The 17,798-nt window shown below is 35.2% G+C and carries 15 protein-coding genes; 12 read left to right on the plus strand and 3 right to left on the minus strand.

All coding sequences use genetic code 11. The annotated features are described in order from the left end of the window. The coding region (locus tag FJR38_RS21820; protein ID WP_168492781.1) for a Spy/CpxP family protein refolding chaperone at positions 1 to 490 on the minus strand (490 nt) is incomplete at its 3' end. 229 nt (positions 491 to 719) lie between these two features. Between FJR38_RS21820 and FJR38_RS21825 the strand changes: the two genes are divergently transcribed. From FJR38_RS21825 to FJR38_RS21840, 4 genes are all read left to right on the plus strand, one after another. Continuing rightward, the gene (locus FJR38_RS21825; protein WP_168492779.1) at positions 720 to 1,925 is read left to right on the plus strand and encodes a sensor histidine kinase; all 1,206 of its coding nucleotides are present in this window, start codon (positions 720 to 722) and stop codon (positions 1,923 to 1,925) included. Next, positions 1,925 to 2,587 carry a response regulator transcription factor gene (locus FJR38_RS21830; RefSeq protein ID WP_168492777.1) on the plus strand — a complete coding sequence of 221 codons (663 nt, stop codon included), beginning with the start codon at positions 1,925 to 1,927 and terminating at the stop codon, positions 2,585 to 2,587. Before FJR38_RS21825 ends, FJR38_RS21830 begins: the two co-directional genes overlap by 1 nt. A gap of 615 nt (positions 2,588 to 3,202) precedes the next feature. Continuing rightward, entirely contained in the window at positions 3,203 to 4,078 is an 876-nt protein-coding gene (locus FJR38_RS21835; RefSeq protein ID WP_168492775.1) for a DUF4388 domain-containing protein, read from the plus strand. 130 nt (positions 4,079 to 4,208) lie between these two features. Continuing rightward, positions 4,209 to 5,066 (plus strand): DUF4388 domain-containing protein, encoded by an 858-nt coding sequence (locus tag FJR38_RS21840; RefSeq protein ID WP_168492773.1) that lies wholly within the window; start codon positions 4,209 to 4,211, stop codon positions 5,064 to 5,066. Positions 5,067 to 5,225: 159 nt separating this feature from the next. Here the strand turns inward: FJR38_RS21840 and FJR38_RS21845 are convergent, their stop codons facing one another. After that, positions 5,226 to 6,392 carry a hybrid sensor histidine kinase/response regulator gene (locus FJR38_RS21845; RefSeq protein ID WP_254445213.1) on the minus strand — a complete coding sequence of 389 codons (1,167 nt, stop codon included), beginning with the start codon at positions 6,390 to 6,392 and terminating at the stop codon, positions 5,226 to 5,228. Positions 6,393 to 6,449: 57 nt separating this feature from the next. Continuing rightward, on the minus strand, positions 6,450 to 7,943 hold the full coding sequence (locus FJR38_RS21850) for a response regulator (protein ID WP_168539397.1): 1,494 nt from the start codon (positions 7,941 to 7,943) through the stop codon (positions 6,450 to 6,452). A 219-nt stretch (positions 7,944 to 8,162) separates the two neighbouring features. Here FJR38_RS21850 and FJR38_RS21855 point away from each other — a divergent pair, with 219 nt between their 5' ends. From FJR38_RS21855 to FJR38_RS21890, 8 genes are all read left to right on the plus strand, one after another. Continuing rightward, positions 8,163 to 8,543: a response regulator gene (locus FJR38_RS21855; protein ID WP_168539398.1), complete on the plus strand. Its 381-nt coding sequence runs from the start codon at positions 8,163 to 8,165 to the stop codon at positions 8,541 to 8,543. 385 nt (positions 8,544 to 8,928) lie between these two features. Next, positions 8,929 to 12,822 carry a response regulator gene (locus FJR38_RS21860; RefSeq protein WP_168539399.1) on the plus strand — a complete coding sequence of 1,298 codons (3,894 nt, stop codon included), beginning with the start codon at positions 8,929 to 8,931 and terminating at the stop codon, positions 12,820 to 12,822. 74 nt (positions 12,823 to 12,896) lie between these two features. Beyond that, the gene (locus FJR38_RS21865) at positions 12,897 to 13,046 is read left to right on the plus strand and encodes a hypothetical protein (RefSeq protein ID WP_168539333.1); all 150 of its coding nucleotides are present in this window, start codon (positions 12,897 to 12,899) and stop codon (positions 13,044 to 13,046) included. 735 nt (positions 13,047 to 13,781) lie between these two features. Then, the gene (locus FJR38_RS21870; protein WP_168492763.1) at positions 13,782 to 14,153 is read left to right on the plus strand and encodes a roadblock/LC7 domain-containing protein; all 372 of its coding nucleotides are present in this window, start codon (positions 13,782 to 13,784) and stop codon (positions 14,151 to 14,153) included. 220 nt (positions 14,154 to 14,373) lie between these two features. After that, positions 14,374 to 14,913 carry an ATP/GTP-binding protein gene (locus FJR38_RS21875; protein ID WP_168539400.1) on the plus strand — a complete coding sequence of 180 codons (540 nt, stop codon included), beginning with the start codon at positions 14,374 to 14,376 and terminating at the stop codon, positions 14,911 to 14,913. Between the two features lie 84 nt (positions 14,914 to 14,997). Further along, positions 14,998 to 15,873, plus strand: coding sequence for a DUF4388 domain-containing protein (locus tag FJR38_RS21880; protein WP_168539401.1), 876 nt, complete (start codon positions 14,998 to 15,000; stop codon positions 15,871 to 15,873). A gap of 151 nt (positions 15,874 to 16,024) precedes the next feature. Further along, positions 16,025 to 16,489, plus strand: coding sequence for a hydrocarbon-binding protein (locus tag FJR38_RS21885; RefSeq protein ID WP_168492757.1), 465 nt, complete (start codon positions 16,025 to 16,027; stop codon positions 16,487 to 16,489). 128 nt (positions 16,490 to 16,617) lie between these two features. Next, positions 16,618 to 17,172 (plus strand): protoglobin domain-containing protein, encoded by a 555-nt coding sequence (locus tag FJR38_RS21890; protein ID WP_168492755.1) that lies wholly within the window; start codon positions 16,618 to 16,620, stop codon positions 17,170 to 17,172. The last annotated feature ends 626 nt before the right edge of the window (positions 17,173 to 17,798 follow it).

Raw genomic sequence — 17,798 nt, forward strand, 5'->3', positions numbered from 1 at the left:
ATTGAGGTTTATTTTGTTGACGGCGAGAACGCATATCTTCCCGCATTTGCTTCATTTGTGCTTGCTGTTCAGGAGTTAATACAGCTTGCATTTGTTGTTTAGATGATTCTTTAATTTGTCTCATTTGATTTTTCTGTGCTTCCGTTAGGTTCAAAGAAGCAAAGAGATTACCCTTCTTACCACGTCTACCCTGACGTTGCCCTTGTCCTTGTTGGCGTTGAGCCTTACGTTCTGCCATTGCAGCCGTTAATTTAGCTTTTTGTTCGGGAGTTAAAACAGCTTCCATTTGGGCGCGGGTACTGCGGCCAATTTCCTGCATTTTAGCTTTTTGTTCGGGAGTCAAATTCAATTTTTGGAATTGGCCTTTTTTTTGCCATTCTTTGCCAGGTTGAGGAGAAGATGGATTTTGTTGTGCTTGAACTGCAAAAGGAGTTGCGGTTAAAGTCAAAGCCAAAGTACCAGCAATGAGTGATAATGTTTTCAGTTTCATAGTAACCTCTTAGTTATCTCGGTTTTCCATGCTTCTATCATAGGGACTAATGCCCAGTAACGACATGAGGCAAAAGTCACGTCTACATCCATTACTTTAGTCATGACATTAGCATTCAGATATCTGGCTCTCATCCTATTGAACTTGATCGTGATACAACTATTTTAAATCCGGGTTAGGCTTCCATCTTTTCAATTGTCAATTTTCAATTATCAATTGTCAATTATTTATGAATCGTCCTATTCAGTTTAATAATCATCCCTTTCGATTTTTACTGTATTTAGAATGGCTACTATTAGGATTTTCTACTTTAATGGCATTAATGCCATCTCCATCACCGCGCTTTTCTGTCTTGTATCCAGAACTGACAATTTGCAGTTTGGCAATTTTTGGGTTGATGGGTTTAAGGTTGCCTACTTACAATAAAACTAATAAAGTTATCTATACAGCTATTGAGGTAATATTAATTTTAATTACTGGTTTTTTTGGTGGTAGAAGTGCCAGACTTTTTCCTTTTCTTTATCTAATTTTAGTAACTCGCAGTTGTTTAATATTTAAACTTCCAGGGCGGTTAACAATAACTCTTGCGTCATTTGTTTTATTCTTATTTAATCTTAGGCAAAGGATGCCTCCGGGTAAATTTGCACCCATAGCCCAAGAAAGATTTAGATTTTTTAGTTTTAGTTTAGCTGTTATATTTGGTTTAAGTTTAGTATTTATTTTATTATTAATGAATGCAGTATTATCTGAACGTGAAAGTCGAGATAAATTAGAAAATGCCAATGAAAAACTTCGTCAATATGCACTGAAAATTGAAAATCAAGCTACTTTAGAAGAACGTAACCGCATTGCTAGAGAAATTCATGATTCTTTAGGACATTCTCTCACTGCTTTAAATTTGCAATTAGAAACTGCTTTAAAATTATCAAAATCTGATATACCTAGAGCTATGACATTTTTAGCCACTGCCAAAGAACTCGGTTCAAAAGCCTTACAAGATGTGCGTCAATCTGTTTCTACAATGCGATCGCATCCTTTGCAAGGAGAAACTTTAGAAAAGGCTATATATCTCTTATCTACAGATTTTCACCGTTCTAATGGCATTTTACCTAGTTGTCATATTTCTATTATATCTCCATTGTCTCTAGAAATTAGTACCCCGATTTATCGCATTATTCAGGAATCATTGACAAATATTTCTAAATATGCACAATCTACAGAAGTTAAACTAGAATTAACCACAACAATAGACACTTTAAGGTTAATAATTGAGGATAATGGCAAAGGTTTTGATTTGGAGAAAAATACGACTGGATTTGGTTTACAAAGTATGCGCGATCGCACTTTAGCATTAGGAGGTGAATTTCAGATTCATAGCAGTCATAATCATGGTGTTAAAATTCTCGTTGATATCCCTTTACCCAGATATAAATAATGATTACACTCTTGCTAGTTGATGATCAAAGTCTTATTCGTCAAGGTTTAAGAGCATTATTAGAATTAGAAACAGATATAGAAATTATTGGAGAAGCAGAAAATGGTAAAATTGCCATTGATCTAGTTAAAGAATTACAACCCAATGTAATTTTAATGGATATCAGAATGCCCATCATGGATGGAGTTGCAGCTACTAGAGAAATTAGCCAATATTTCCCCCATAGCAAAGTTTTAATCTTAACAACCTTTGATGATGAAGAATATGTTAAAGCTGCACTCAAAAATGGAGCAATGGGTTATTTACTCAAAGATACACCATCAGAAGAATTAGCAGTTGCCATTCGCGCTGTTGATAAAGGATATTCCCAGCTAGGACCAGGAATAGTTAAAAAGCTTTTAACTCAATTTTCTTCTCATCCACCCCAACCTGTATTATCTGTACCACAGAACTTAGTGGAACTCACACCGAGAGAAAAAGAAGTTTTACGACTCATTGCTATTGGTGATAATAATCGAGAAATCGCCCAAAAACTTTACATTTCTGAGGGTACAGTCAAAAATCATGTGACAAATATTTTAAATACACTCAATTTACGCGATCGCACTCAAGCTGCTATCCTAGCCAATAGTTTTTTTGCTTACTTAGAACAAGATACTTAAAAAATAGCACCTAATTAATTTAAGTGATAAATACTAGATGGCTATTTTTTTGCCTTTACCATAGTTACGTATCTATAACTTAATTCTTAATAAAGATTAATATATAATTGGGTAAACTTAGCATGGCTAAAATGCTGGTAATGCTTATTCTACATGACTTTTTTAGACTTATTTAACCCAAATATCTCATTTATATGCTTAACTTATGTTAATGATAAAATAAACTGAATCCAGTATTTTCTCGGTATTATATTAATCTTTTTTTCGGCATAATTTAAATCACAAGGACACTAGTGAAGAGGCATCTAAGTAATAGGACATAATTAATTACACAACTGATCTTTCTGTTCCCTGTTACCTCTCTCAACAAGTGAATTTGATTTTGTCCGACTACTTATTTACACAGTTACCTGATTTTTAAAATTAGTTAGTTTAGATTATGTTTATTTTTGCAGCAGTCGGATAGATTCGCAGTGTCAGCCTGTAGTGAAATCAGGAAAAATGTGTTACCTGATGGAAAGTTGCGTAGTTTAACGCTCAGAGCTTTTTTTCCAAGTAAATATCGGCATATTTGAATTCTGGGTTTTAATTTTCATATTAATAAGGAGGTCGATTATGTCTATTACTGGTAACTTTGCAGATTTTTCTTTGCCAGAACTACTACAATTTTTAGATCAAGGCAAAAAAACAGGTATACTTCATATTGAATTATCCTCTGACAAAAATCAAACTAACGCCAAACAAATTTATTATATTTGGTTGCATCAAGGACGAGTTATAGGTGCATCTGATCGTTTAGATCATCAAGGTTTAACCTTAATGATTGCTCAAAGAGGATGGATAAGTGAGCGTGTAATTTCCAGGGTGACTCAAATTTCCTCATGTTTTATTAATGCACCTCTTGGGCTATGCTTAAAATCCCAAGGATTAGTACAACCCGAACAACTAAAATTGTTATTTAACTCCCAAGTTCTTCGGCCAGTTTGTGCTTTATTTCAAATTAAAGATGGTCAATTTAAATTTGAAGCAATCTCAACATTACCCTTGGGAGAAATGACAGGTTTAAGTATGTCTGCAACCGAAGTTATATTAATTGGTTTGCGAGCATTACGAGACTGGAGAGCTTTAGCAGAAAAACTACCAGATCCTACTTCCGGTTTATCAGGGTTAAGCGCAAAACAGCCTCGGTTACATCTAAATGCTCAAGAATGGCAAGTATGGGAATTTGCTAATGGTGAAGTTTCTTTAGAAAAAATTGCCAGTCAACTCAATCTAAGCGTAGAGACAGTATTGCAAATAGCGTTCCGTTTGATTGTCGTCGGTTTGGCAGAAGAGCATTTTATGGTTACGGCTGCTTCTATCCCCATGATAGAAGATTCTCACCCCGAAATACCTTTGGTAACATCAGTACCAGAGCCTACTCAAAAGCCATCTGTTAGTCAATCATTCCTCAAAAATTTAGTAGGTTTTCTGAGAAGTAAAACTATATAAACTACCCTGTTGTAAGACAGACAGGGCTTCCCAATTCATCGGGAATAATCCAAATAGCCAGATATTTTGCACAAGTTTTCCACATTCTGCCTTTATATTCTTGAATATAGCACTCAGAGCAAGGTAAACTATGGCTATCTCAGGATTCCTATCTGAACTTTCCCTCGCAGAAATCTTTCAACTGCTTGAGCAAGGAAATAAAACAGGCCGGTTAACAATTAAAGCCCAATCACATCTTTCCTCTCAACACGAAAAAAACTTTTATATTTGGTTTAAGCAAGGACATATTGTTGCTGCGGCTAATAGGTTAGATGGACAAGGATTGTTATCCATCATCCAACAACGAGGTTGGCTTAGTATGCGTGCTGCGGCTCGAATTACAGATGTTTGTGCAACTAATCAACCAGCAGGTTTGTGCCTCAAATCCCAAGGAGTATTAGAAGCAGAGCAATTAAAAATATTATTTAATTATCAAGTTTTGAATCAAATTTGCCAATTATTTGAGTTAGAAGATGGAAGATTTCAGTTTGATACCAAAATGCCCTTACCTACTTCAGAAATGACAGGTCTAACTGCTGTACCCAAGGAAGTTATACTGATGGGCTTAAGAGCTATGCGTAATTGGCAAGTGCTGGAAGACAAGTTACCAGATCCAAGTTTTGCTTTAGTCAGTACAATTAATGAGAAGCCTCGATTGCGCTTAAATCAACTAGAGTGGCAAGTTTGGGAATTCACCAAAGGCACAGTTTCAATTATAGCGATCGCTGAACAGTTAGGGATGCCTATAGCCAAGATCCAACAAGTTGCATTTCGGCTCATAGTTGTCGGCTTATTAGAAGAAGTGCCGATTGTTTCCGAAGCACTAGGTCGGCTATCTGAACTAGAATCCACCATGCTTGAGCTAGAATTTGAACCAAGCAAAAAACAAGCTCCTGTGAGTAAGTCTTTTCTTCATAGTCTAGTTGGTTTTCTCAAGAACAAGGTTTAAATTTTCAATCAAAAATATCTATGATCTATGAATGATTATAGAACTATAAGACTTCGATGGAATTTTTGTGAACGTAGTCTAGACTTTGTGCTTAAAATTTCTTATGCATCTACCACCTAATTTCATACTATAAATATCTATCTAATTTTACCTATTGTTTTAAATCTCTGGCAATCTTGGATAGGGATAACGAGGCAAGGATATAATAAATGTTGTGCCTAAATTCTCCTGGCTTTCTAAAGAAATAGTACCTTGATGGACTTCAACACATTTTTTGACAATTGCTAATCCTAAACCTGTTCCCTTAATATTACCCACATTACTACAACGATAGAAGGTTTCAAACAATCTTGATTGACTCTCTACAGGAATACCAATTCCTTGATCTTTGATGCGGAATATAGCCTTCTGATTTTGACATTCTAAGTCAAAATAAATTTTTGATTCAGGTGAAGAATATTTAATTGCATTGGAGAGTAAGTTAGTCAGAATTCGCTGAATTAATGTAGAATCCATCTCTGCATCTGTAGGTTCTTCCGGGCAAGTAAAGCAAATTTGATGTTGATTATTTAAACTATATTCCAAAGTATCCATAACTTGCTGACAAAATTCTTTCAAGTTGATATTTACAGGTTCATACTGCATTTTAACTGCTTCCATATTGCCAACAAGCAGGATTTCATCTAATAATAATAGCAATTGATCAACAGCAGTATTAATCTTGCCAATATAACGGTTGATGATTTCAGCAGGAGGAATATTGCCACCACATTCAAGTAATCCGGCAAAACCTTGAATACTGGTAAGCGGATTGCGAAAATCATGGGAAATCATGGAAACAAACTCTGATTTCATCCGATTAAGTTCTTGTTCTTGCACTAAAGCTTTGAGAGCTTGATCTTTTGCTTCTTCCAGTTCTATTTGCATCCGTCGTAATCGTAACTGATTTTCAATCCGAGCTAGAACTTCTTCTACTTGAAATGGTTTAGTGATGTAGTCTACTCCACCAATGCGAAAAGCTTTAATTTTATCTATAGTTTCGCTCAAAGCACTCAGAAAAATTACTGGGATTTCACAAGTATTGGAATCTAGCTTTAACTGTTCACAGACCTCATAGCCATTGATATTGGGCATATTGATGTCTAACATGATTAGATCTGGATGCTCTATTGCCACAGCTTTGAGTGCGATCGCTCCACTGTTTGCACAACGCACATCATATCCTTGTTCTTCTAGCATATTAGAGAGCAAATGTAGATTGTTTGGTGTATCGTCAACTATTAAAATAGTTCCTTTATATGGTTCATATTGAATATTATTCATCATTTAATACACTTCACTAAAAAATAAAAACAAGAATTTATATGATGTTAAAAAATCTATCTAAACGTGATTTCGGATTGTGCGAATACGTTGAAGGCGATTGCTAATTCTGGTTAAGAGTTCTTTAGGAACAATAGGTTTATTTAAGTAATCATCTGCACCCATAATAAAGGCTTTGTGTAACATCTCTGCATCATTAGAGCCAGTCAAAACTAGAATTGGCAGCCAGTTCCAATCATGATTTTGGCGGACAGCTAAACATAAATCTAACCCTTCTGTGCCACTAGGCATATTAATATCAAGAATCAGAAAATCTGGACGAATTGATGCCAATATTTCCCAGAACTGATATTGATTTTCCAAACAAGTAAGCTCAACACCTAAAGGTTCAAGTAATTTTTTTAGGGTGATCAAAATTTGTGGATCATCATCAACTGCCAAGATTTTGGCATTAATTTCTTCATACTCATTTATAGTAGGTAAACTAATTACCTCTTGAGCATACCCTTCTAAATGCTGGCGTAAATTTCTGACTAACAGATCTAATTTTTGAGCAACTTTATGTTGGTGAACCGGTGTAAAATGTGATGATAACTTAAATTCTGACTCCAATATAACTTCTATTTTTCGAGCCAAAATAGTTCCCTCATCTAAGCCAAACATACCCAAAGATCCAGCAAGTTTATGAGCATTTTGAAGAGCTTTTTGGCATAAATTATCATCAAAAACACCAACTAATAAAGAAGATATAGTTTCTTCTATAGCAATTAATCGGTCAAAACTTAAATTTTTGGTCTGGTTCCAAATTTTCCCCAAAGATACATTTAATATTTCTTCTTTGGCTACAGTGGGAATTGTTTGATTATTTTTGGGTAAAGTAAAAGCCGGATTAATTCTGTACCCCTGTCCATAAACTGTTTCCAGGAAATCATCCGCACCAACCACTTTTAAATTTCGACGAATATTTTTAATATGGGATCTGACTGTAGATTCATTAGGTGGTTCAGCATCAAATGACCAGAGGTGATCAACAATATCTCTGGGACTATAAACCCGTTTTTGGTTGCGAAGAAACAATTCCACTAACAGATACTCTTTACGGCTAAGTTTCAGCACTTGTGACTGATAACTCACTTCGTGCATACTTGGATCAAGAGTGATATCACCACATTCTAGGATAGGAGAAACTGATGTGCTGCCACGACGAATTAAAGCCCGAATTCGAGCAGCCAGTTCTTGAACATGAAATGGCTTCACCATGTAATCATCAGCACCGCTATCTAAGCCAACTAGTTTATCAGTCGTAGTATCACGAGCCGTCAAAAGCATTACTAAAACTGGATTTTTTCTCTCTCTTAAGCGGCGACAAAAACTAATTCCATCCAATTTTGGGAGCATCACATCTAAAAGGACTAAATCATATTGAAAGCTTTCAACAAAGTCCCAGCCAGCTTCACCATCGTGAGCAATATCAACAATATAGTTTTGCTTTAATAAAAGCTCGGTTAAGACTTTTATTATAGTTTCATCATCATCTACTAGCAAAATTCTCATCAGTTGTAATATATAGCAGTCCTAAATGATACAATCCGAGATTGAGCCTATAGCTTAAGGAAATTTTACCAAAGAAATGGGTTTAAAGCCTTGCCCTTTTAGCTTAACCGACAGAAGCCCCACGTCTCACTTTTAGGAGCGTGGGATGAATGTTTGTATCTCAAAAGAGCGCAATCTGCTGTATTAATACAGATAAAGAATACTAAATAAAGGTTACTGATGAAAAGTAAAAAAGTTTTAATAATTGATGATGAAGAGGATATTCGAGAAGTTGCTCAAATTAGTTTAGAAATTATGGCTGGATTAGAGGTGATTGTGGCTCGAACGAGTCGGGAAGGAATACAAAAAGCCGAAACTGAGCAACCAGATGCAATTTTACTAGATGTGATGTTACCTGATATGGATGGTTTAATCACATTTGAGCAACTTCAGTCTAATCCCCAAACAAAGCATATACCAGTAATTTTGCTAACGGCTAAAGTCCAGCCATCAGATCAACGTCGCTTTGCGACTATAGGCATTAAAGCGGTGATTACTAAACCCTTTAAACCTGCTCAATTAGCTGAACAGTTATTAGTAGCCTTAAATTGGAGTAAATAATATCCTCTGGAGTTTTGACGGATATCCACGATTTTTCCACAATTACAGACTATAACTTTTGAGTATCAGCTAAGTAGGTAAACATAATAAAAACGATATATGTTTAGTTTTGTAAAAACCGTAAAACAACCTATTTGCAAGGCATTCATTGAATTTACATTTTGTCACATACCTTTAAATTTTTCTGTTAACCTACTTAATTAATTTTTCAACTAGTATTAAATATGACAAGTACCCAATTTTTGAATTTCCATTATCCTTATCCTGTTAGCACGGAAATAAAAGAATAATTTTTTGTTAGTTTCTCTGTTTTGTTAATGTGATAAAAATTTCAGTTTTTCAGCAATGATTAAATACGGATTTTAAAATAAATTTTGATAAAAAAATGAGCCAGAGAGAAAAGTTACAATTACCCGCTAATATTTTAGTAGTTGATGATAATCAGGTAAATTTACTTTTACTTTCCAAGGTACTTGCTAGGTATGGTTATAAAGTTTACCCAACTATAGATGCTAATTCAGCATTAGGATATCTGCAAACAAATTTACCTGATCTGATTTTAATGGATATCATAATGGGTGATATGAATGGTTATGAGCTTTGTCAAAAGCTGAAAGCAAATGAAAGCACTCGTGATATCCCCATTATTTTTATTAGTGCATTAGATGAGCCTTTTGATAAAGTAAAAGCATTTAATGTGGGTGGTGCTGATTATATTACTAAACCATTTCAAACACAAGAAGTAATTGCCAGAATTGAAAATCAACTGCGGTTGCGACGCTTACAGGATCAATTAGTTGAGCAGAATACAGAATTACTACAAAAAACTCAAGCACTAGCAAATTTTAGTTCTAGTTTAAAGCAATTACATCGCATCAATATCACTGATTTTAATAATGTTGAAGAACTCTTTACTGACTATTTAGATACAGGTTGTCAAGTCCTGGAGTTTTCAGCCGGAGCAGTTGGCCAAATTAATAATCAAAGTTATTTATTTTTAGCTGTTAAATCTGAGTTTGATTCTTTAGTACCTGGGTTACAAATCAATCTATCAGATGCTTATTGTGGAAAAGTAGTTGATCAAAGACAAACAGTTACATTTGATCATGTAGGAGAAATAGAAGAGATGCGTTGTCATCGTCTCTATCAAAGCTTAAAAATAGAATCTTATATTGGTACTCCCATTTGGGTAGATGGAAAAATTTATGGGACACTTTGCTTTTTTTCTACTAATGTCAGATCTAAAAAATTTCAAAGTCATGAGAAACAAATTATTGAGTTGATGGCTCAAAGTATTGGTAAATTTATTAGCGCTCACAGAACAGAAATTAAACGCCAACAGGCAGAAGAAGAATTAAAAATAAGTGAAAGAGAAATCAGGGAAACTCAAGCATTTCTAGATTCAATTATTGAAAATATTCCTGACATGATATTTGTTAAGAATGCAGAAAATTTAAAAATTGTCCGTATTAATAAAGCAGCTGAAGAGCTATTAGGCTATTCCCGAGAAGAATTAATAGGCAAGAGTGACTATGATTTGTTTCCAGCAGAGGAAGCAGATTTTTTTAATGCCAAAGATCGAGAAGTTTTAACTAAGAAAAAAAATATAGATATTTTTGAAGAATTTATTCATACCAGATCCCAAGGAATAAGAATTCTACATACAAAGAAACTGCCAATTCTTGATGAAATGGGAAATCCAAAATACCTACTAGGTATAGCTGAAGATATTACTGATCGCAAACGGCAACAAACTGCATTGCAACTGATTGTTGAAGGGACAGCTTCTAAAACAGGTAATGAGTTTTTTCGTTCCTTAGTTCGCTACCTAGCAGAAGTTTTAGAAGTTCGTTATGCTTTTGTAACTAGATTTGTAGAACCTACAAATACTAAAGTTCGTACCCTGGCATTTTGGCGAGGAGAAGACTTTGGTGAAGACTTGGAGTATAAATTAGTAGGAACACCTTGTCAACATATATTATCGGGAGAAATACTTTACTATCCTCAAAATATTCAGTCGTTTTTTCCTGATTATGAACATTTAGCTAAGTTAGAGGTAGAAAGTTATTTAGCGATCGCATTACATGATTCAATGGGCAATATTCTAGGACATTTAAATGTGTTAGATACCAAGCCAATGCTAAAAACCCAGACGACAGAACTAATTTTAAGAATTTTTGCAGCCCGCGCTGGTGCAGAGTTAGAGAGGCTCTTATTTGAAGATACTTTACAAGACAGTTTAGAACAGCAACAGGGAACTCTACGAGTAGTAGAACGAATGCGGCAGACCTTGGATATTCAACAAATATTCCGAGCTACGACAGAAGAATTACGAGAATTATTGAAATGCGATCGCGTCGCCATTTATTATTTCCATTCCGACTGGAGTGGTGAATTTGTCTCTGAAGCAGTTGCTCCTGGGTGGAAATCCTTATTAGAAGAAAAATGCCATGATATCGTTCTTCAACAACATCTTTATAACTCTAAATGGGAAAATTTAAAACCCAACTGGTTTGCAGATACCTACCTCCAAAACAATCAAGTCAATCAAATATCAGATCAATCAAAATTTGTTGTTGACAATATTTACAAAGCTGGTTTTTCTGATTGCTACATACAGATATTAAATAAATTTCAAGCTCAGGCATATATTATTGTCCCGATCTTCAAAGCTCATAAATTGTGGGGACTTTTAGCAGTTTATCAAAACTCTGCTCCCCGTTCGTGGAAACAAAATGAAATTAATCTTGTTATCCAAATTAGTAACCAGTTAGGAATAGCACTGCACCAAGCACAGTTATTTAATAAAATTCAACAACAATCACTAGAACTAGAAAAAGCTAAGGATACAGCGGAATTAGCTAACCGATCTAAGAGCGAATTTTTGGCCAATATGAGTCACGAATTACGGACTCCCCTCAATGCCATAATGGGCTTTACTCAACTCATTAACCGAGATTTACTCTTAAGTCCAAAACATCAGGCACATCTGGAAATTATTAATCGCAGTGGACAACACCTGCTAGAACTAATTAATGACATACTAGAAATGTCGAAGATTGAAATAGGTAAAATTCAACTCAATCCTTCTAGCTTTGATTTATATTATTTACTTAATAATTTGGAAGATTTATTAAGTCTAAAAGCTGCTTATAAACAGTTACAACTTATTTTTGATCGCGCTCCTAATATTCCCCAATATATCACTACTGATGAGGTGAAACTTCGTCAGATTTTACTGAATTTACTAGGAAATGCGATTAAGTTTACCGAGCAAGGGCAAGTAACACTGCGTGTTAGAACAGAAAGCAATAAAGATCAAGAAGGTATAATTTCTACTTTGTTATTATTTGAAGTAGAAGATACTGGACCTGGTATTTCCACCGAAGATATTAAACAATTATTTAATGCTTTTGTCCAAACAAAAATAGCTCAGTACCATCAAGGAACAGGACTAGGATTAACTATTAGTCAAAAATTTGTTAAGTTGATGGGCGGTGAGATCACGATTGAGAGTATTGTTGATCAAGGAAGTATATTTAGATTTCATATTCAGGTAGATTGTGCTGAAAAAGTAAGTATTCCTGCCAAACAGCCTAACCGCCACATTATTAGCCTAGTACCTGAACAACGAAGTTACCGATTATTAATCGTAGAAAATCATAGCGATAGCAGAAAACTTTTGGTTGAGTTACTTATCCCATTGGGATTCGATATTTATCAAGCTGAAAATGGCCAAGAAGGAATTGCTTTATGGCAGCTTTACCAACCCGATTTAATTTTAATGGATATGCAGATGCCTGTCATGGATGGTTACGAAGCAACTAAGAGAATTCGCACTTTAGAAAAGCAAAATATGGCTTCTTCACACCTACCAATCAAAATAATTGCTTTGACGGCTAGTGCTTTTGAGGAACAACGAAATCATATCTTATCTATAGGTTGTGATGATTTTATTCATAAGCCTTTTCAAGAAGAATTTCTGTTAAATAAACTTGCTGAACATTTAAAACTTCGCTACATTTATGAAGAAAATATAAAAGATGTAGAAAAAGAAGAAGAACAATATTCATCCTTAGATTTGATGCCTGATGAATGGATTATCCAATTATATAATGCTGCTAGTAGATGTAGTAAAAGTCAAACGATGGAATTAATATCTCAAATCCCTGAATTTCAAAAAAAGTTAGCTAAGACCATAACAGATTTAGTCTATGATTTTCACTTCGATAAAATTGTCCAGTTATGTGTTGAATATTTACCAAAACAGCTAAAATAGTTATACCCCTCATTTCCCACTGTTAACTCTCATCATCGGTGATTACGGAAGTTGATCTATGAAAATTACAAGATGTGCGTCAATCGGTTTCTATTATGCGATCGCAAAGGTTAATAATTGAAGATATTGGTAGAGGTTTTGATGTGCAGAAAAATACTACCGGATTTGGTTTACATCGCACTTTAGCATTACATTTCCGAAGCAACACTCAAAAATCATGCTAATAACATTTTGTACGAGCTTAATTTACGCGATCGTACTCAAGCAGTGATCCTAATTAATACTTTTTCCACTTACTTAGAAAATGATACTGAAAATACATAGTACCTATTTTATTTACGTATTAATTACTGAATTATACCTTTTAGTTTGAACTATATTTATGTGCATATAGCTAATAAATTTTACAAAATTTAATATAAATACTCACAACTTACTAGGGTTAAATTGCTAGAAAAGCTGATCTTATATGGGTTACACGGCGTAAAGCAACTCATGTCAAATTTAAACATAGCCTGAACTTATATAAATGATAAGATAAACTGAAGTTCAGTATTTTCTCGGTATGATATTAGTTTCTACTGAGGCATAATTTAAATCACAAGGCAGCTAGTGAAGAGGCATCCATTTACACAGTTCCGTGATTGTTAAAACATGAATTTGGAAACATGATGTAAAAAGCTAGTACCGGATGGGGGAATTAACAATTAAAAATTAAAAAAGCAGATTACACAAGCTTCTTAAGAATTTTTAATGGTTGGTTGAATTACACCGTTGTGTACTAGTACAATTAGTAACTAAGCTGTGCATTTAAAGAGTGATGATAATTATGTATTCTAAGTTACGACTTTAGAATAAAAAAATCTGTATTTTTACAGGCAAAAAAGGGTTAAGCTAATTTAGTATTTGCTTGATTTCCATACTCACTTTCCCATTCAACACAACGGAGAATAATTATAATGGCTATCAACTCAGAAAAACTTGGTATGGTTTTGCAAAATTTTGTTAGTGGTACTACAGATGTACAGGGTGCTGCACTTGTAACTCCAGATGGTCTACCACTAGGAGCAAGCTTACCTGGTGGGATGGATGAAGAAAGAGTATCAGCGATGTCAGCATCTATGCTATCCCTGGGTGAAAGAATTGGGATGGAATTAGCCAGAGGAACTATTGACCGGATCTTTGTAGAAGGCAATAAAGGCTTTGGCATACTAACTGGTTGTGGTCAAGATGCAGTTCTTCTAGTCTTAGCTAGTGAAAGTGCTAAACAGGGATTGCTAATGCTAGAAATTAAGCGGGTACTGGCAGAATTAAAACTGATCCTCCAGTAAATGACAGCACCTTACAGGTAACTTAATTTAGAGTTCCCTGGTAGATAAGTGCTGCTGATTCTAGGGAACTTGATATTTGATTTTTGAATGTGTTTATTTTTGCAGCACGCGTCTAGATTGGTCGTATAAGCCTGTGGACTGGATAGCACCAACGTTGCCAGAGTGAAACAGGAAAAAAATGTGAGCAATTATTAGCATTTTCGTATCGGAGTGGATAAAGATGGAAGTTATGCGCTTGGTTGTCACGGGAACTGTAGGAGCGGGTAAGTCTACCTTCATCCGTTCCGTTAGTGAAATTGAAGTTGTAGATACAGATACCCGTGCAACTGATGAAACAGCATTGCTGAAGAAAAGAACCACTGTAGCCTTTGACTTCGGCAGATTGCAATTTGGTCCTGATATGGCATTACACCTTTATGGAACGCCTGGACAAACTCGCTTTGATTTTATGTGGGATATTCTCATACACAAAGCGCACGCTTATATTCTACTAGTAGCTGCCCATAGACCGAGAGAATTTCGTCAGGCACGGAATATTCTTAACTTCATGCAAGCGCGAGTAAGTGTTCCTATGATTATTGGTATCACCCATACCGATTGTCCTGGAGCGTGGGCAGAGGAAGATATATATCTAGCAATTGGTTATGTAGATGAGCAAAATCGGCCTCCTCTAGTTAAGGTTAATCCCAACGAAAGAGACTCAGTAGCAGAAGCAGTAATTCATTTAGTACAACACTTAATGGAAAGTTGTGTGGTTTAGAAATTAAAAGCTTTTTTAAAAGTACAAATTGGCAGTTTAAATTCTGGGGTTTAATAAATTTCTTATGAATAAAGGAGGTCAGTTATGTCTATTAATGGTAACTTTGCAGATTTTTCTTTACCAGAACTACTCCAATTTTTAGATCAAGGTAAAAAAACAGGTGTACTTCATATTGAATTATTATCTGACAAAAATCAAACTAATAGCAAACAAATTTATTATATTTGGCTGCATCAAGGACGGGTTATAGCTGCATCTGATCGTTTAGATCAACAGGGTTTAACCTTAATGATTGCTCAACGTGGATGGGTAAGTGAACGTGTAATCTCTAGGGTGACAAATATTTCCTCTTGTTTTATTAATTCCCCTCTGGGACTATGTTTGAAATCCCAAGGTTTAGTACAGCCAGAACAACTAAAACTCTTGTTTAACTCTCAAGTTCTCCGTCCAGTTTGTGCTTTATTCCAAATCAAAGATGGCCAGTTTAAATTTGATCCAATCTCAGCCTTACCCTTAGGAGAAATGACAGGTTTGAGTATGTCCGCAACCGAAGTTATATTAATCGGTTTGCGAGCATTGCGAGACTGGAATGCTTTAGCAGAGAAACTACCAGATCCTACATCGGGTTTATCAGGATTAAGTGCAAAACAGCCCCGGTTACAGCTAAATGCTCAAGAATGGCAAGTATGGGAATTTGCCAATGGTGAAGTTCCCTTAGAAAAAATTGCCAATCAACTCAATCTTACTGTAGACACAGTATTGCAAATAGCTTTCCGTTTGATTGTCGTCGGTTTGGCAAAAGAACATTTTATGGTTGCGGCTACTTCTATTCCCATGATGGAAGAATCTACTACCGAAATACATTTAATCGAATCAGTCCCAGTACCCAGTCAAAAGCCTGCTGTGAGTCAATCATTTCTCAAAAGTTTAGTAGGATTTTTGCGGAGTAAAACAGGTTAATTATACTTGATACTGCTGCTATCTTAAATTTTGAAAAATTTTCCAACTCTATCTTTTATAGAGTCTCAACAAAAGTTAATTAAATCCGATAAAATCTAAATCTAAATCTAACTATCAATTGGTAAAATGGTTTATCCAGGAATTTAAAATTATGTTAGAGTTACGAAAAGAACTAGGCGACTTTAATAGTATTATCTGTTTTAAGGCAGCCATTACAGGTATGGAAGAAGCTTTAGGAGAAAAAGCTACAGCTATTGCACTAACCACAGCAGGTCGAGCCAGGGGGAAAAAGGTAGCTGAAAATTTAGGTTTTACAAAAGCTTCACATTCATTAAATGATGCAGCAAATGAATTAAACCTGGCTTTAGGCAAAGAAGGCACACGGTTGTGTATTGTTGAGAAAATTGTTGCTGAAGGTGAAATCATTAAAGTCTATACTTCTGAAACCTTTTGTTCTGCTGGTGAACCACTAAATTCACCTCGTAAATGCACTTTTACTATGGGTGCATTTTGGGGTGCTATCGAACAAATACTTGGTAAGTGTTTGAGAGGAACACATACTAAATCAGTCCTCCAAGGAGGTACTCATGATGTATTTGAATTAGTTCCTTTCTAGTAACGGGTATATATTAATTATACTTCTACCGCTACTATGTGATTTGGAAAAAAATCCATACTCTATCTTTGATCAAGTTTCCACAAAAGTTAATTAAATCCACTTCTAACAGTTTTTAAGGATTAATCATGGCTATTGAACCTCGCGCTTTTTTGACCACTATGGAAACTCGTATTGGTCTGACTCCAGAAGATAAATCTGTCATGAAAGAAAATGCAGATTGGGGAAGCAGTATTGCTGAAGAAATGGCAAATCATTTTTATGCTTATCTCGGACGTGACGCAGAAATGAGTGGCATTTTAAGTGCAACTGAAGGACGCGCTCATCGTTTACATAAAACCTTTATTGAATGGTTTTCTCAAATGTTTACAGGTATGGATAATTGGGGCGATGAATATGCAAAATGTCGTTGGCACATTGGTCTAATTCACGTCAAAATTGGTATTGCTCCTCAGCACGTAGTTCCAGCAATGGCTGTTGTAGTTCATGAAGTTGGCAAAAAGCTTAAAGCTGATGGTAAATCAGAAGAATTAAAAGAAGCATTGGGTAGAATTTGCATGATTGATTTAGCTTTTATTGAGCAAGCTTATGTAGAAGTTTCTTCAGCCGCTGTACTCAAAGAAACTGGTTGGTCGGCAGCTTTATTCAGACGTTTAATTGCTACTGGTGCATCTGATATGTAATTTACATGATGAAAATATAGCAATTCCCATTTTAGTGAGGTATAAGAAGAAAGAATTAACCGCAGATGGACGCAGATAAACACAGATAATTTTGTACTTCATTAGACTAGGAAATGCGTTATTAATGGATAATTGACAATTGGTTTAAAATCTTTCTTTGTCAAGAGAAAGAGACAGAAAAACCTTTTTTACCTATATTTTCCAAAGCCCTGGTAATATCCCAAGGGCTTTATTTTTTTGTATAATTAGAAACTACTGTAAGATTCAGAAATTTGCCCAAATTTGGGATTTAGGGGTTAAATCTGTTGAATCTATGAGTATTTGTAACTATTCCTATGTCGTAGCTTTTGTTGCTCAAAGTAAGTTAACGGATCTTTTTGACGATTTACCTATTGCTGGCGGTGCTGAAGCAGTATGAGAATATGGTAGTAAATATTACGTTATGGCTGATAGTCTTCTCCGTTGGTCAGAACGGCCAGAACCCTTAAAAAACAGTATTTTGGCAAAAATACCTGTCTTGCTATAGAATTAACGTGAGTAGAGAGGCAATACTCTTGGGTAAGCGACAGCACAACCCAACCAAAGTCCGTAAATGTTGGGTTTCCTAATTTCAACCCAACCTGCCT

Source organism: Anabaena sp. UHCC 0253, from assembly GCF_009712085.1.
In the GTDB taxonomy this organism is placed as follows: domain Bacteria; phylum Cyanobacteriota; class Cyanobacteriia; order Cyanobacteriales; family Nostocaceae; genus Dolichospermum.

Bases quoted from the DNA above. Each gene is read 5' to 3' on its own strand.
- FJR38_RS21825 (WP_168492779.1), top strand. From the start codon at position 720: ATGAATCGTCCTATTCAGTTTAATAATCATCCCTTTCGATTTTTACTG.
- FJR38_RS21845 (WP_254445213.1), bottom strand. From the start codon at position 6,392: ATGATGAATAATATTCAATATGAACCATATAAAGGAACTATTTTAATA.
- FJR38_RS21885 (WP_168492757.1), top strand. From the start codon at position 16,025: ATGTTAGAGTTACGAAAAGAACTAGGCGACTTTAATAGTATTATCTGT.
- FJR38_RS21830 (WP_168492777.1), top strand. From the start codon at position 1,925: ATGATTACACTCTTGCTAGTTGATGATCAAAGTCTTATTCGTCAAGGT.
- FJR38_RS21875 (WP_168539400.1), top strand. From the start codon at position 14,374: ATGGAAGTTATGCGCTTGGTTGTCACGGGAACTGTAGGAGCGGGTAAG.
- FJR38_RS21850 (WP_168539397.1), bottom strand. From the start codon at position 7,943: ATGAGAATTTTGCTAGTAGATGATGATGAAACTATAATAAAAGTCTTA.
- FJR38_RS21870 (WP_168492763.1), top strand. From the start codon at position 13,782: ATGGCTATCAACTCAGAAAAACTTGGTATGGTTTTGCAAAATTTTGTT.
- FJR38_RS21835 (WP_168492775.1), top strand. From the start codon at position 3,203: ATGTCTATTACTGGTAACTTTGCAGATTTTTCTTTGCCAGAACTACTA.
- FJR38_RS21880 (WP_168539401.1), top strand. From the start codon at position 14,998: ATGTCTATTAATGGTAACTTTGCAGATTTTTCTTTACCAGAACTACTC.
- FJR38_RS21860 (WP_168539399.1), top strand. From the start codon at position 8,929: ATGAGCCAGAGAGAAAAGTTACAATTACCCGCTAATATTTTAGTAGTT.
- FJR38_RS21890 (WP_168492755.1), top strand. From the start codon at position 16,618: ATGGCTATTGAACCTCGCGCTTTTTTGACCACTATGGAAACTCGTATT.
- FJR38_RS21840 (WP_168492773.1), top strand. From the start codon at position 4,209: ATGGCTATCTCAGGATTCCTATCTGAACTTTCCCTCGCAGAAATCTTT.
- FJR38_RS21855 (WP_168539398.1), top strand. From the start codon at position 8,163: ATGAAAAGTAAAAAAGTTTTAATAATTGATGATGAAGAGGATATTCGA.